Annotated in this window: 12 protein-coding genes and 1 pseudogene; 4 read left to right on the top strand and 9 right to left on the bottom strand. The window is 73.7% G+C overall.

All coding sequences use genetic code 11. The annotated features are described in order from the left end of the window. Positions 1–31: 31 nt before the first annotated feature. Both ACZ619_RS00410 and ACZ619_RS00405 read right to left on the bottom strand, forming a co-directional pair. On the bottom strand, positions 32–2,368 hold the full coding sequence (locus tag ACZ619_RS00410) for an ATP-binding cassette domain-containing protein (protein ID WP_469592445.1): 2,337 nt from the start codon (positions 2,366–2,368) through the stop codon (positions 32–34). Between the two features lie 86 nt (positions 2,369–2,454). Beyond that, positions 2,455–2,646, bottom strand: coding sequence for an antitoxin (locus tag ACZ619_RS00405; RefSeq protein WP_469592443.1), 192 nt, complete (start codon positions 2,644–2,646; stop codon positions 2,455–2,457). Positions 2,647–2,796: 150 nt separating this feature from the next. Between ACZ619_RS00405 and ACZ619_RS00400 the strand changes: the two genes are divergently transcribed. Further along, positions 2,797–5,268 (top strand): ATP-dependent Clp protease ATP-binding subunit, encoded by a 2,472-nt coding sequence (locus ACZ619_RS00400; protein WP_469592441.1) that lies wholly within the window; start codon positions 2,797–2,799, stop codon positions 5,266–5,268. 28 nt (positions 5,269–5,296) lie between these two features. On the opposite strand, the pseudogene ACZ619_RS00395 reads toward ACZ619_RS00400, so the two are convergent. After that, positions 5,297–5,638: pseudogene (locus ACZ619_RS00395) on the bottom strand (LLM class flavin-dependent oxidoreductase); the annotation flags it as partial. Positions 5,639–5,678: 40 nt separating this feature from the next. After that, positions 5,679–5,852, bottom strand: coding sequence for a 50S ribosomal protein L32 (gene rpmF / locus ACZ619_RS00390; RefSeq protein ID WP_469592439.1), 174 nt, complete (start codon positions 5,850–5,852; stop codon positions 5,679–5,681). Positions 5,853–5,945: 93 nt separating this feature from the next. Here rpmF and ACZ619_RS00385 point away from each other — a divergent pair, with 93 nt between their 5' ends. Next, positions 5,946–6,443: a phosphatase domain-containing protein gene (locus ACZ619_RS00385; protein WP_469592438.1), complete on the top strand. Its 498-nt coding sequence runs from the start codon at positions 5,946–5,948 to the stop codon at positions 6,441–6,443. A gap of 9 nt (positions 6,444–6,452) precedes the next feature. Here ACZ619_RS00385 and ACZ619_RS00380 read toward each other — a convergent pair whose 3' ends face one another. Further along, on the bottom strand, positions 6,453–6,668 hold the full coding sequence (locus ACZ619_RS00380) for a dodecin (RefSeq protein ID WP_469592436.1): 216 nt from the start codon (positions 6,666–6,668) through the stop codon (positions 6,453–6,455). A 193-nt stretch (positions 6,669–6,861) separates the two neighbouring features. Here ACZ619_RS00380 and ACZ619_RS00375 point away from each other — a divergent pair, with 193 nt between their 5' ends. After that, complete coding sequence (locus ACZ619_RS00375) at positions 6,862–8,124, top strand: extracellular solute-binding protein (RefSeq protein WP_469592434.1); 1,263 nt, start codon at positions 6,862–6,864, stop codon at positions 8,122–8,124. Positions 8,125–8,244: 120 nt separating this feature from the next. Here the strand turns inward: ACZ619_RS00375 and egtD are convergent, their stop codons facing one another. From egtD to egtA, 4 genes are read right to left on the bottom strand one after another with little or no spacing between them, the layout of a single operon-like run. Further along, positions 8,245–9,207 (bottom strand): L-histidine N(alpha)-methyltransferase, encoded by a 963-nt coding sequence (egtD, locus tag ACZ619_RS00370; protein WP_469592432.1) that lies wholly within the window; start codon positions 9,205–9,207, stop codon positions 8,245–8,247. Continuing rightward, positions 9,204–10,007, bottom strand: coding sequence for an ergothioneine biosynthesis protein EgtC (gene egtC / locus ACZ619_RS00365; RefSeq protein ID WP_469592430.1), 804 nt, complete (start codon positions 10,005–10,007; stop codon positions 9,204–9,206). The genes egtD and egtC overlap by 4 nt, the downstream gene beginning before the upstream one ends. Next, positions 10,007–11,392, bottom strand: coding sequence for an ergothioneine biosynthesis protein EgtB (egtB, locus tag ACZ619_RS00360; protein WP_469592429.1), 1,386 nt, complete (start codon positions 11,390–11,392; stop codon positions 10,007–10,009). Before egtB ends, egtC begins: the two co-directional genes overlap by 1 nt. Continuing rightward, positions 11,389–12,717, bottom strand: a complete 1,329-nt coding sequence (egtA, locus tag ACZ619_RS00355; RefSeq protein ID WP_469592427.1) for an ergothioneine biosynthesis glutamate--cysteine ligase EgtA — start codon at positions 12,715–12,717, stop codon at positions 11,389–11,391. The genes egtB and egtA overlap by 4 nt, the downstream gene beginning before the upstream one ends. 287 nt (positions 12,718–13,004) lie before the next feature. On the opposite strand from egtA, the gene ACZ619_RS00350 reads away from it, so the two are divergent. Further along, the gene (locus ACZ619_RS00350; protein ID WP_469592425.1) at positions 13,005–13,841 is read left to right on the top strand and encodes a TIGR02452 family protein; all 837 of its coding nucleotides are present in this window, start codon (positions 13,005–13,007) and stop codon (positions 13,839–13,841) included. The last annotated feature ends 57 nt before the right edge of the window (positions 13,842–13,898 follow it).

The raw sequence follows: 13,898 nt of genomic DNA, 5'->3' as shown, positions 1-13,898 counted from the left end.
CCGGGGCAACCTGAAGCGTTCCTGAAGACCGCTAGGGCAGCGACCGGGACAGATAGGGCGCCGTGACGCTGCCCGCCGTCCGGGCGACCTCGGCCGGCGTCCCCGCCGCCACGATCCGGCCGCCCCCGTCCCCGCCGCCCGGACCCAGGTCGATCACCCAGTCCGCGCCCGCCACCACGGACATGTCGTGCTCCACGACCACGACGGTGTGGCCCGTGTCCACCAGCCCGTGCAACTGCCGCATCAGCACCTCGACATCGGCCGGGTGCAGTCCCGTCGTCGGCTCGTCCAGCAGGTAGAGCGTGTGACCGCGCCGCCCGCGCTGCAACTCGCCGGCCAGCTTGATGCGCTGGGCCTCGCCGCCGGACAGCTCCGTGGCGGGCTGCCCCAGCCGCAGATAGCCGAGCCCCACGTCCAGCAGCGTGTCCAGGCTGCGCGCCACGGCCGGGTTGTCCGCGAAGAACTCCGCCGCGCCCTCCACCGTCAGGTCCAGCACCTGGGCGATGTTCCGTCCCCGGTACGTCACTTCGAGCGTCCGCGGGTTGTAGCGGGCCCCGCCGCAGTCCGGGCACGGCGCGTAGGTGCTCGGCAGGAACAGCAGCTCCACGCTGACGAACCCCTCGCCCTGGCAGGTCTCGCAGCGCCCTTTGGCCACGTTGAAGGAGAACCGGCCCGCACCGTACCCGCGCTCCCGCGCCTGCGCGGTGGCCGCGAACACCTTCCGTACGACGTCGAACAGGCCCGTGCAGGTGGCCAGGTTGGAGCGCGGGGTACGGCCGATCGGCCGCTGGTCGACCGAGACCAGGCGGCCGACCCCGGCCAGTTCCCCGGTGATCTCGCCGATCAGCGTCGACTTGCCCGACCCGGACACGCCGGTGACCGCGGTGAGGACGCCCAGCGGGAACTCGGCGGTCACCTCGCGCAGGTTGTGCCGGGTGACCGGGCCGATCCGCAGGGAACCCCTGGCGGACCGGAGCCGCCGCGGCGGCCCGGGCGCACGGTCGAAGAGGTAGCGGGCGGTGGCCGACTCCTCGACCCCGGCCAGCTCCGCCACCGGGCCGCTGTGCAGCACCCGGCCGCCGTGCTCGCCGGCCCGCGGACCGACGTCCACCAGCCAGTCGGCGGCGCGTACCACGTCCAGGTGGTGCTCCACCACGAACACCGAGTTCCCGGTCGCCTTCAGCCGGTCCAGCACCGTGAGCAGCGCCTCGGTGTCCGCCGGGTGCAGCCCCGCCGACGGCTCGTCCAGGACGTAGACGACACCGAACAGCCCGGAGCGCAACTGGGTGGCCAGCCGCAGGCGTTGCAGCTCACCGGCGGACAGGGTGGGGGTGGCCCGGTCGAGGCTGAGGTAGCCGAGGCCGAGTTCCACGACCGGCGCGATACGGGAGACGAGATCCTCGGTGAGGACCCGCGAGGTCTCCGACGCGCCGTCCGCGCCGAGCAGCGCGGCCAGTACGGTCAGCGGCAGCGCGGCGAGTTCGGCGATCGTACGGCCCGCGAAGGTCACCGCCAGCGCCTCGGGGCGCAGCCGGCCGCCGCCGCACAGCGGGCAGGGCGCACTGACCAGGAACCGCTCCGCCTTCGCCCGCAGGGCCGGGCTCCTGGAGTCCGAGAAGGTCTTCATCACATACCGGCGGGCGCTCATGTACGTGCCCTGGTAAGGGCGTTGGATGCGGTCGGCGTCCCGGACCGGATGCACGGTGACCACCGGCTGCTCGTCGGTGAACAGGATCCACTCGCGCTCCTCGGCGGGCAGCTCGCGCCAGGGCCGGCCGACGTCGTGGCCGAGCGCGTCCAGGATGTCCCGCAGGTTCTTGCCCTGCCAGGCGCCGGGCCAGGCGGCGATCGCGCCGTCGCGGACCGACAGCGACGGGTCGGGGACCAGGGACTCCTCGGTCGTGCGGTGGACCCGCCCCAGGCCGTGGCACTCCGGGCAGGCACCGGCCGCCGTGTTGGGGGAGAACGCGTCGGAGTCGAGGTGCTCGGCGCCCGGCGGGTACTCCCCGGCGCGCGAGAACAGCATCCGCAGGGAGTTGGAGAGGTTGGTGACCGTCCCGACCGAGGACCGGGAGGTGGGGGCCGAGCGGCGCTGCTGCAGCGAGACCGCCGGCGGCAGCCCGCTGATCTGCGCCACCTTCGGCGCGCCGACCTGGTGGATCAGCCGGCGCGCGTACGGCGCGACCGACTCGAAGTAGCGCCGCTGGGCCTCGGCGTAGATCGTGCCGAACGCCAGGGACGACTTCCCCGAGCCGGACACACCGGTGAAGACGGCCAGCACGTCCCTCGGTACGTCCACGTCGACGCCCTTGAGGTTGTGCTCACGGGCGCCGCGGACGCGGACGTACGGGTCGTGGGGGCTGTGCATCGGGCGGGAACTGGGTCACGGGCGACTCGCGGGGCGGGGACGAACCCCGCGATCCCAGCCCGCGCGGCCCCGTGCCACCGCTTTCGTCACCGCGGAGGGTTGCCCTGGTCGCGGCCCCGGTCGATGTAGTCGTCGGCCTGCTTCTGGGCCGCGTCGACCTGGGACTGGTACTTGTTGCCGGTCCGCTGGTCGATCATGTCGCCGGCCTTGTCGACGCCCTGTTTGGCCTGGTCCTCGTGGCCCTTGAGCATCCCCTTGAGCTTGTCCAGCATGGACATGGCAGCCCTCCTCGCTGGTTGAGGTTCCTCCACCAGGGTCACCGGCCGGGGCGCGGTCCGCATCTCGGCGGGCGTCCCCGTGCGGGTCCGGGCCGCCTGTGCAAGGTTGGGAGACGCGGATTCCCGCCGCCCGCAGAAAGGCCCCGCCCCATGAGCACTCCCGGTTTCGGATTCGGACGCAGTCCCTTCGAGGAGTTCGACGAGCTGATGGCCCGCTTCTTCGGCGGCTCCGGACCGGGCACGCAGGCACGCCGCCCGCAGCGCGTCGACATCGGCAGCCTGCTCTCCGAGCGGGCCCGGGAACTGGTCGCCGAAGCCCGGGACATCGCCGCCGAGGAGGGCAGCGAGGAACTGGACGCCCGGCATCTGCTGGCCGCCGCCACCACCCACGACTCCACCCGCAGGCTGCTCGCCGACGCGGGCGCGGACCCCGACCGGCTCCGGGAGCGGCTGGCCGGTGCGGCCGGCGGCGCCGGGCGGACCGAGCCGGCCGCCCTCACCCCGGCCGCCAAGCGCGCCCTGCTCGACGCCTACCGGATCTCCCGTGCCGAGGACGCCTCCTACATCGGCCCCGAGCACCTGCTGCGCGCACTCGCCGCGAACCCGGAGTCGGCGGCCGGGCGGGCGCTCGGCGACAGCGGCTGGGAGCCGGCCCGGATGCCGTCCGAGGGCGCGGCGGAGCGGAGGAGGCCCAGTTCCACGCCGACCGTCGACGAGTACGGCCGCGACCTCACCGAGGACGCCCGGGCCGGCCGCCTGGACCCGGTCATCGGCCGGGACGAGGAGGTCGAGCAGACCATCGAGGTGCTCTCCCGGCGCAGCAAGAACAACCCGGTGCTCATCGGTGACCCCGGCGTCGGCAAGACGGCCATCGTCGAGGGCATCGCCCAGCGGATCGTCGCCGGGGAGGTGCCCAGGACCCTGGAGGGCAAGCGGCTGGTCTCCCTGGACCTGGCCGCGATGGTGGCCGGCACCAAGTACCGCGGAGAGTTCGAGGAGCGGCTGAAGAAGCTGCTCGACGAGGTCCGCGAACACGGCGACGAACTGGTGCTGTTCCTGGACGAGTTGCACACCGTGGTGGGCGCCGGGGGCGGCGGCGACGGGTCGCTCGACGCCGGCAACATCCTCAAGCCCGCCCTCGCGCGCGGCGAGTTGCACCTCATCGGCGCGACCACGCTCGACGAGTACCGCAAGCACATCGAGAAGGACGCGGCCCTGGAGCGCCGGTTCGCGCCCATCCTGGTCGGCGAGCCCACCGTCGACGACACCGTCGAGATCCTGCGCGGACTGCGCGACCGCTACGAGGCCCACCACCAGGTCCGCATCACCGACGAGGCGGTCGTCGCGGCGGCCGAGCTGTCCGACCGCTACATCACCTCGCGCTTCCTGCCGGACAAGGCGATCGACCTGATGGACCAGGCGGCGGCCCGGGTCCGGCTGCGGTCGAAGACGTCGCCGGCCGACACACGGGACGTCGAGGACCGGATCGCCGCCCTGAACCGCGAGAAGGACCAGGCGGTCGCCGACGAGGAGTACGAGCGCGCCAAGGAGCTCCGCGACCGCGTCAGGGAGGCCGAGGCCGAGCTGGAGCAGGCGGGCGCCGCCGAGGAACACGCGCCGAAGGTGACCGCCGAGGACATCGCCGAGGTCGTCTCCCGCACCACCGGCATCCCGGTCGCCCAGCTCACCGAGGAGGAGCGGGAGCGGCTGATGAAGCTGGAGGAGCACCTCCACGAGCGGGTCGTCGGCCAGGACGAGGCGATCACCGCCGTGGCCCGCGCGGTCCGCCGCGCCCGCGCCGGCATGAGCGACCCCGGCCGGCCCGTCGGCAGCTTCCTGTTCCTCGGCCCGACCGGCGTCGGCAAGACCGAGCTGGCCCGCGCGCTGGCCGCCGCCCTGTTCGGTGACGAGACCCGCATGATCCGCCTGGACATGAGCGAGTTCCAGGAACGCCACACGGTCTCCCGGCTGGTCGGCGCCCCGCCCGGGTACGTCGGCCACGAGGAGGCCGGGCAGCTCACGGAGGCGGTGCGCCGCCAGCCGTACGCCGTGCTGCTCCTCGACGAGGTGGAGAAGGCGCACCCGGACGTCTTCAACACCCTGCTCCAGCTCCTGGACGACGGCCGCCTCACCGACGCCCAGGGCCGCACCGTCGACTTCAAGAACACCGTCGTCATCATGACGTCGAACATCGGCGCCGACCGCATCCTGGCCGCCGGCACGGAGGACTACACCAAGGTGCGGGAGGCGGTCATGCCCGCCCTCCAGCAGCACTTCCGGCCGGAGTTCCTCAACCGCATCGACGAGATCATCGTCTTCCGGGGCCTGGACCGCACCCAACTGCGCCAGATCGTCGACCTGTTGCTGGAGCACACCCGGCGCCGGCTGCACGCCCAGGACGTCGCCCTCGACGTCACCGACGCCGCCGCCGAACTGCTCGCCGACCTCGGCCACCAGCCCGACTTCGGCGCCCGCCCGCTGCGCCGCACCATCCAGCGCGAGGTGGACGACCGCCTCGCCGACCTCCTGCTGTCGGGCCAGCTGGTGGCGGGCGACCGGGCGGTGGTGGACGCGGCCGACGGCGAGATCGCGATCCGCTCGGACAGGCCGGCGGCGGTCTAGCGGCCGATCCGCCGCACTGCGCCTGGGAGTTCACGATCGAGGCCAGTCTGCGGTAGGAGTCCAGGAGGGCCGTGCGGTCGTAGGTGCTGGTGGTGACCAGTACCTCGTCGGCGGCGGTCTCCTTCAGGACCGTCTCCAGTTCGTGCGCGACCTGGTCCTCGGTGCCGGCGATGTGCCCGGTGAGGCCCGACTCGCAGAAGCCGCGTTCCTTCGGGGTCATCGGCCGGGATGCGACGGCCCCGGCCGGAGGCAGCGGCGGGAAGGTGCCGTGGGTGCGGGAGCGGGCCATCGACCAGGCCTCGGGCACCAGCAGCCGGCGGGCCGCCTCCGGGGTCGCCGCCACCGCGACGGTCCCGTTCACGGAGGGTTCAACACCGGGGCGGCCGGGGGATTCCCGCCGCCGCGTCCCGTCACCGGTCCCCGGGGTGCAGCAGGCCGCGCTCGTAGGCCCGGACCAGGTGCTGCGGCACCAGGTGGCGGACATCGTCGACCGTGACCGGGACGAGCCGCGGGGCGGTCGCCTTCCACCGGGCGCGGCGGTGGCGGGTGTTGCTGCGGGACGTCTTCCGCTTGGGGACGGCCATCGACTCCTCCTGGGTGCTGGACGGCAGGCACCCAGGACGCTATATGAAAATGGTTCCCATGAGCAATCCGGGGGTTCCGGCTAGGGTTGCCGCGTGACCGAGAGCAGCAAGCGTCCCGTCGCCGTCTTCGACATCGACAACACCCTCGCCGACACCGCGCACCGGCAGCGGTTCCTGGAGGGCGGGACCCGGGACTGGGACGCGTTCTTCGCGGCCGCGCCGCAGGACCCGCCGATCGCCGAAGGCGTGGCGCTGGCGCTGGCGCTGTCCACCGCCGGGGAGTGCGAGATCGTCTACCTCACCGGACGGCCCGAGCGCTGCCGGCGCGACACGCTCGACTGGCTCGCCGTGCACGGGCTGCCCGAGGGCCGGGTGCACATGCGGCGCAACGCCGACCGCAGGCCCGCCCGCCGCACCAAGCTGGAGATCCTGCGCCGCCTCGCCGAACGGCGCGAGGTCCGCGTCCTCGTCGACGACGACGAGCTGGTCTGCGACGACGCCGAAGGCGCCGGGTTCACCGTCGTACGGGCGCGCTGGGCCGATCGCTCGGCCGCGCTGGAGCGGGTCCAGGAGGGGGAGGGGCGGACCTGAACGCCCGCGTCAGTCCTCGTCCTCGATGCGGAAGCCCACCTTCAGGCCCACCTGGTAGTGCTCGATCCGCCCGTCCTCGATCTGGCCCCTGACCTGGGTCACCTCGAACCAGTCGAGGTTGCGCAGGGTCTGGTCGGCGCGGGCGACGCCGTTGCGGATGGCCTGGTCGATGCCCTCGTGCGAGGTGCCGACGATCTCGGTGACCCGGTAGGTGTGGTTCGACATCGGGATGCTCCTCTCGTCGTCATTCCACCGTGCCGCATCCGGAAGCGGAGCGCGAGATGTCGGTTCCGGTCCCCCGGCGGCCCTTGACCCTCCGCATTGGTCCATACCAAAATCCGGTACACCCGTACGGGCGTCCGCGCTCGTTCCCCCACGTCGGGCCCCTCGCTGTTCCCGGACAGAACAGGACCCCCTCGTGAGACCTCGTCGTGCGCTCGCCCTCGTCTGTGTGACCGCCGCGCTGCTCGGCGGCTGCGGAGTGCTGCCGGGCCACGGGGGCGAGCGGCGCACCGTCACGGTGTGGCTGATGCAGAACAGCGCGTCGAAGGAGTTCCTGGACCGCTTCACGCGGGACTTCGAGCGCACCCACGAGGACATCCGCCTCGACATCCGGATCCAGCAGTGGACCGGGATCGCCGACAAGGTCCAGGCGGCGCTGCGGGCCGGTTCCGGCGCCGGACCCGACGTCATCGAGGTCGGCAACACCCAGGTCCCGCAGTACGTCGAGGGCGGCCGGCTCACCGACCTCACGCTGGAGTCGATGCGCGACTGGGGCAAGGAGCACTGGCTGCCCGGCCTCGCCGACCCCGGCCGGGACGACTCCCGCCAGTACGGCATCCCCTGGTACGCGGCCAACCGCGTCGTCATCTACCGCAAGGACCTCTTCCGGAAGGCCGGCATCACCTCCCCGCCGAGGACCCGCGAGGAGTGGCTGGCCGACACCGCGAAGCTCGACTCCGGCGGCGACCAGGGCATCTACCTGGCCGGACAGGACTGGTACACCCTCTCCGGGTTCGTCTGGGACGAGGGCGGCGACCTCGCCGAGGAGAACGACGGGATCTGGAAGGGCACCCTGGACACCCCGGCCGCCCTGCGCGGGATGGACTTCTACCGGCGGCTCCAGGCCCTGGGCGAGGGGCCGGCGGACGCCGACGAGGAACACCCGCCCCAGGCCGGGGTGTTCGCAGGCGGCAGGGTCGCGCAGATCATCGCGGTGCCCGGCCTCGTCCAGTCCGTCGTCCAGGAGAACCCGCGGCTCAAGGGCGAGATCGGGTACTTCGCGGTACCGGGGCTCACGGCCGGCCGCCCCGGCGCCGTCTTCACCGGCGGCTCCGACCTCGTCGTACCGCGGAACACCGACCGGCCCTACGACGCGACCGCCGTCGTCGGCGCGCTCACCGGCGCGAAGTGGGACACCGAACTGGCCCGCACCATGGACTACGTGCCCAACAAGACCACGCTGGCGGGCGCGGTCGCCGGGGAGGACGGGGTCGCCGCCATGGCGGCGGGTGCCGCGCAGGGGCGGGCGACCCCGAACAGCCCCGACTGGCCGGCCGTCGAGGCGGACAACCCGATCAAGGGCTACATGACCAGGGTGCTCGGCGGAGCAGACCCCGCGACCGAGGCCCGCCGCGCCTCCCGGCGGATCACCGGGCTGCTCGCGCCGAACCTCGGCTGACCGCCGGGCGCTCCGGCGGCCGCTTCACCATCCGAAGCGGTGGCCGAAGCGACGGCCTGTGCGGCGATCGCTTCGGTGACCGGACCGGTGACCGGATCGGCGGGCGGCCCGCCGGCCGGCTCAGCGGGCCATGCTCAGGGAGAGCGCGAAGCGGCCCCGGTCGTCGGTCCACCAGTCGGTCAGCTCCATGCCCGCCGCCGCGAGTTCGGCGCTCACGCCGTCCCGCCGGAACTTCGCGGACACCTCGGTGCGCAGCTCCTCGCCGGCCGCGAAGTCCACCGCCAGGTCGAGCGCCGGCACCTTCACGGTCTGCGCGGTACGGGACCGCAGCCGCATCTCGATCCACTCCTCGGCCGCGTCCCACAGGGCGACGTGGTCGAAGGCGTCCGGGTCGAAGTCGGCGCCCAGTTCTCGGTCGACCACGGCCAGGACGTTCTTGTTGAACTCGGCCGTCACCCCGGCCGCGTCGTCGTACGCCCGGACCAGCACGTCCTCGTCCTTGACCAGGTCGGTGCCGAGCAGCAGCGCGTCGCCGGGCGCGAGCAGCCCCCGCACCGCGGCCAGGAACCGGGCGCGCTCGGCGGGCAGCAGGTTGCCGATCGTGCCGCCGAGGAACGCCAGCAGCCGCGGTCCCGGCGTCCGGGGCAGCTCCAGCCGTCCGGTGAAGTCGGCGATCAGGGCGTGCACGGACAGCCCCGGCCGCTCCTCGACGAGCGCCTGCCCGGCCTGGGTGAGGGCGCTCTCGCTGACGTCGACCGGCACGTACACCTGGAGCCCGGTGAGCGCGTCGATGAGCAGCCGGGTCTTCTCGGAGGAGCCCGAGCCCAGCTCCACCAGGGTCCGGGCACCGCTGGCCGCGGCGATCTCACCGGACCGGGCGAGCAGGATCTCCCGCTCGGCGCGGGTCGGGTAGTACTCGGGCAGCTCGGTGATCTTCTCGAACAGCTCGCTGCCCCGGGCGTCGTAGAACCACTTCGGCGGCAGCGTCTTGGGGGTGGCGGTGAGGCCGTTCCGGACATCGGCGCGCAGCGCGGCGTCCGTCGCGTCCTCGGGAAGGGTGCGGGTGACACGGAAGGGACTCACGTACAGGGCTCCTTCGGGGATGCGGATGCCGGGTCCCCGACCGGGGCGGGCTCGGCCCGCTCGATCGGGGCGAGTACGACGCCCGTGCGGCTCGCGGTGAGCAGGGTGCGGTCGGGGACCTCCCGCCAGTGCGGGTCGTCGTCGTACGGCTCGGAGGCGACGACGGTGCGGTGGCCGGGTTCCGAGAGGTAGAAGAGGCTGTCGCCCCAGGCGGTGGCGGCGATGGTCTCGCCGTCTGCGAGGAGCAGGTTCAGGCGTGCGGCCGGGGCCGCCTCGGCCACCTGAAGAATCGTTTCGACCAGGGCGGGGCCCGGATCCGTCCCGGTGCGCAGCCGGTGCAGCGCCAGCGCCCAGACGAACGCCGAGTCGGTGCGCGCCTCCAGCGCCAGCAGATCGGCCGGGGGCAGCGCGGGGACCAGCGGCGCCAGCGACCGCGGCCAGCCCGGGACGGCCCCGTTGTGGCTGAAGAGCCAGCGCCCCGCGGCGAACGGCGCCGCCGCGGCCTCGCCGTCCGCGCCCGCCAGGGTCGCGTCCCGTACGGCGGCCAGCAGCGCGCCGGTGCGCACCACCCGGGCGAGGTCGGCGAAGGACGGGTCGCCCCAGATCGGCACCGCCCGCCGGTAGCGGGCGGGCTGCGGATCGTCCGGGGCGTACCAGCCCACCCCGAAACCGTCGGCGTTGACCGTCCCGTACCGCTGCCGCCGCGGTGCCCACGACTGGCGGTACAGGGAGTGCCCCGGCTCCACGAGGAGCCGGCCGAGCGGCTCCTCGGGTCCCAGGTAGGCCAGATGACGGCACATCAGGAGTCCTCCGCGCAACGGGCGGTGCGGAACCCGGAGAAGATCTGCCGCCGGATCGGGTAGTCCCAGTTGCGGAACGTCCCCCGGCAGGCCACCGGGTCCACGGCGAACGAACCGCCGCGCAGCACCTTGTACTCGGGCCCGAAGAACACCTCCGAGTACTCCTTGTACGGGAAGGCGCTGAAGCCGGGGTAGGGGAGCAGGTCGCTCGACGTCCACTCCCACACGTCACCGATCAACTGCCGTACGCCCAGAGGCGACTCGCCCTCGGGGTAGCTGCCCGCCGGGGCGGGACGCAGATGCCGCTGGCCCAGGTTGGCGTGGGCCGGCGCCGGGTCGGCGTCGCCCCACGGGTAGCGGCGCGAGCGGTTCTCGCCGGGATGGTGCCGGGCGGCCTTCTCCCACTCGGCCTCGGTCGGCAGCCGCCGCCCGGCCCAGCGCGCGTAGGCGTCCGCCTCGTACCAGCACACGTGCACCACCGGCTCCTCGGGCGGCACGACCTCCGTGGCCCCGAACCGGCGGCGCAGCCACTGGCCGCCGTCCCGGTGCCAGAACAGCGGCGCGGAGACGGAGTGCCTGCGGATGTGGGCCCAGCCGTCCGGGGTCCACCAGCGCTCGTTCTCGTAGCCGCCGTCCTCGATGAACGCCAGGTACCGGCCGTTGGTCACCGGGGTGGTGTCGATCCAGTAGGCGGCCACCTCCCGCCGGTGCGCGGGGCGTTCGTTGTCCAGCGCCCACGGCTCGGTGGAGGTGCCCATCGTGAACGGACCGCCGGGGACCAGGACTTCGGCCGGGCCGGTGAAGGGCGGCGCGGGATCCGGGTCGGGCGCGGTCAGGGCCTGCGGACCCTTCCGGAGCTGATGGGTGATCAGCATCGTCTCGTCGTGCTGCTGCTCGTGCTGCGCGATCATTCCGAAGGCGAAGCCCGCCTCGGTCAGCCGGGTGCCGCCGAACGACGCGTCCTCCAGCAGGTCCAGGGCCCGGCCGCGCACCTCCGCCGCGTACTGCCGGGCCTCCTCCGGCGGCAGCAGCGGCAGCGACGGCCGCTCCGCGCGCGGGTGCTCGAAGGCGTCGTAGAGACTGTCGATCTCGGGGCGCATCGGCTCCCGGCCGCCGACGTTGCGCAGCAGCCAGAGCTCCTCCTGGTTGCCGATGTGCGCGAGGTCCCAGACCAGCGGGGACATCAGCGGGGAGTGCTGGGCGGTGAGGTCGGGCTCCTCCACGCAGCTGGTCAGCAGCGTGGTGCGGTCCCGGGCCGTGGTCAGGGACTCCAGCGCCCGCTCGCGCAGGGCCTCGGCGTCGAGTCCGGTCCCGGCGTCGCTTCCGGTCCCGGGCCCGGCGTCGGTCCCGGGCTCGGTCCCGGTCCGTGTCTCGGGGGCGGTCATGCGGGGACGTCCTTCCCGTGGGCGCGGCTCGGGGCGCCGCGCAGGCGGTCCAGCAGGTCGTCGGCCGGGCAGCGCCCCTGGCGGACGTACCGGTTCAGGTACTCCGTCACGGCGTCGGTCACCTCGGAGGCGGCGCCGAGCCGGGGCAGGGCGTCGAGGGCCGCCTCGAAGCAGACGACGGCGGCCTCGTGCAGCTCCGGGTCGCCGAGCCCCTGCCGGGCCGCGTCGATCCACAGCGGGTTGTGCGGGGCGGGCCGCGGCACCGCGCGCTCCGCCAGCGGTTTCACCGTCCGGTACGCGGTCTCGGCGGCCTCCGGGTCGTCGAACAGCGCCGCCGTCACCGCCAGCGGCACGATCCACCCGTCGTCACCGGGCTGCGCGTCGATCATCCGCAGCTCCAGATGGCCGCGCGGCCGGACCGGCGGGAACAGCGTGGTGAGGTGGTAGCGGAGATCCTCCCTGGTGGGGATGCCCTTACGGGTCCACTCCCGGAAGGTCAGCCGCTCGGGCACCTCCCAGGGGCCGCCGTCCCGCCGTACGCACATCACGGGGGCGTCCAGCACGTGCCGGGCCCAGGCGGCGCGCGGGTCGCCGTCCAGCGGGGGCGCGCCCGCCCGGTCCGGGCCGATCTCCGTCCACAGCAGCTGCCGGGTGGACTTCCAGCCGGTGGGCTCCCGGCCGACCAGCGGGGAGTTCGCGAACGCGGCCACCAGGACCGGGCCCAGCTGGTGGGCCAGCCACCAGCGGCGCGTGTGCCCCAGCGGGCCCGGCTCCTCGTAGCCGGCGTCCAGGCAGACCTGGACGGAGGCCGAGGCGCACATCATGTGGCGGCCCGCCGTGCCGGTGCGGTCCAGGTACGTCTCCATGGCGTCGTAGCGCGGTTCGCGCAGGAACCGGCGGGGTGCGTGCCAGGGATCGTGACCGACGCCGACGAGGCCGAGGCCGTCCTCGGCGAGGATCGCCCGGACGGCGTCCAGGTCGGCGGAGACGGTGCCGATGCACTCCGTCAGGGAGGCGGCGGGCGGCGAGCTGAGTTCCAGCTGGCCGCCGGGTTCGACGGTGAGCGCCGAGCCCAGGGGTACCGTGCGCAGTGCGGCGTAGGCCGCTTCGAGTCGTCGGGTGGTCACCGGGAGCAGCGGCTGCCGCAGCTCGTGGACCAGCCATTCCACCTCGACCCCGAGGGTTCGGGGCGGTCCGGTCTTGAAGCAGATGCCCTTGACCAGGGCCTCCACCTCGGCCTCGGTGACAGCGGTGAGGTCGTCCGCGAAATCGGTCCTGGCCGATCCGTCGGTACAGTCGCCGCAGTCGGACTGTGTGTCGGACATGTAGGGATCCTCCTGAGATTCCACCATGCCGCCGGCCCGGCCTCGGATGAGCCGGGACGGCATCGTCCACCCCACCCAAGACCTCCGCGCCGATTCGCACAAGGGTGCCAAACAGCACGTAGGGGATCGGTAATCTCCGTTTCCTCCAGTGTTTCCAGCGGTTTCCTGCCCTTTCGGGCACAGGAAACCCCGTTGCACGGCATCACCAGCATCGCCCAGGATGGCCGCATGAGCACGACGGGGGAGGCCGCGCGGGCGGCGGTCATGGCGTCCACGGGGGTGGCGCCATGAGCGCGCGCCTGCGCGGGATCGCACAGCGGACGGAACAGATCGTCGCCGCGGGGGCCTATCGCGCGCCCGACGGCCGGGAGATCCCCCTCGCGGCCGGTATCGAGGCCGCCCGGGCCGGTACGCGCATGTACGGACCGGAGGCGGTACCGGTGCCGCAGGAGTCCGCGCCGGTCCCGGACACCGTCGTCGAGGTCACCGGCGAGAGCAGCCTGGAGGCCGCCCGCCGGCTGGCCGGCACTCCGGTGGCCGTGCTGAACTTCGCCTCGGCCCGCAACCCGGGCGGCGGCTACCTGAACGGCGCGCAGGCCCAGGAGGAGGCGCTGTGCCGCGCCTCCGCGCTGTACACCTGCCAGCTGCGGGCCCGCGAGTTCTACGACCACCACCGCGCCCACCGCGACCCGTTCTACTCGGACCGGGTGATCCACTCCCCGGCCGTCCCGGTCTTCCGCGACGACCGCGGCGCGCTGCTCGCCGAGCCCTACCGCGCGGGCTTCCTCACCGCCGCCGCGCCCAACGCGGGCGTGATCCGGCGTACGGCCCCGGAGCGGGTCGGCGAACTGCCGGAGGCGCTCGCCGCGCGCGCCGAACGGGTGCTGGAGGTGGCCGCCGCGCACGGCTACCGGCGGCTGGTGCTCGGTGCCTGGGGCTGCGGCGTCTTCATGAACGACCCCGCGCAGGTCGCGGGTGCCTTCCGGACGCACCTCGGCCCCGGCGGACGCTTCGCCCGCACCTTCGAGCACGTGGTCTTCGGGGTCCTCGACCGCACACCCGGCTCACGGGTCAGGTCGGCCTTCGCCGAGACCTTCGCCGCCCGGCCGCGGCCCGCGTCGTAGACCTCGCCGGGTCCCCGGGCGGGCCGTGGGCTCCGGCGGCGACCGGTGGTCCCCGGT

The sequence above is a fragment of the Streptomyces sp. NPDC104367 genome (genome assembly GCF_055583825.1).
The sequence above is the reverse complement of the archived record's forward strand: the minus strand, read 5'-3'. Positions and strand labels throughout refer to the sequence as shown.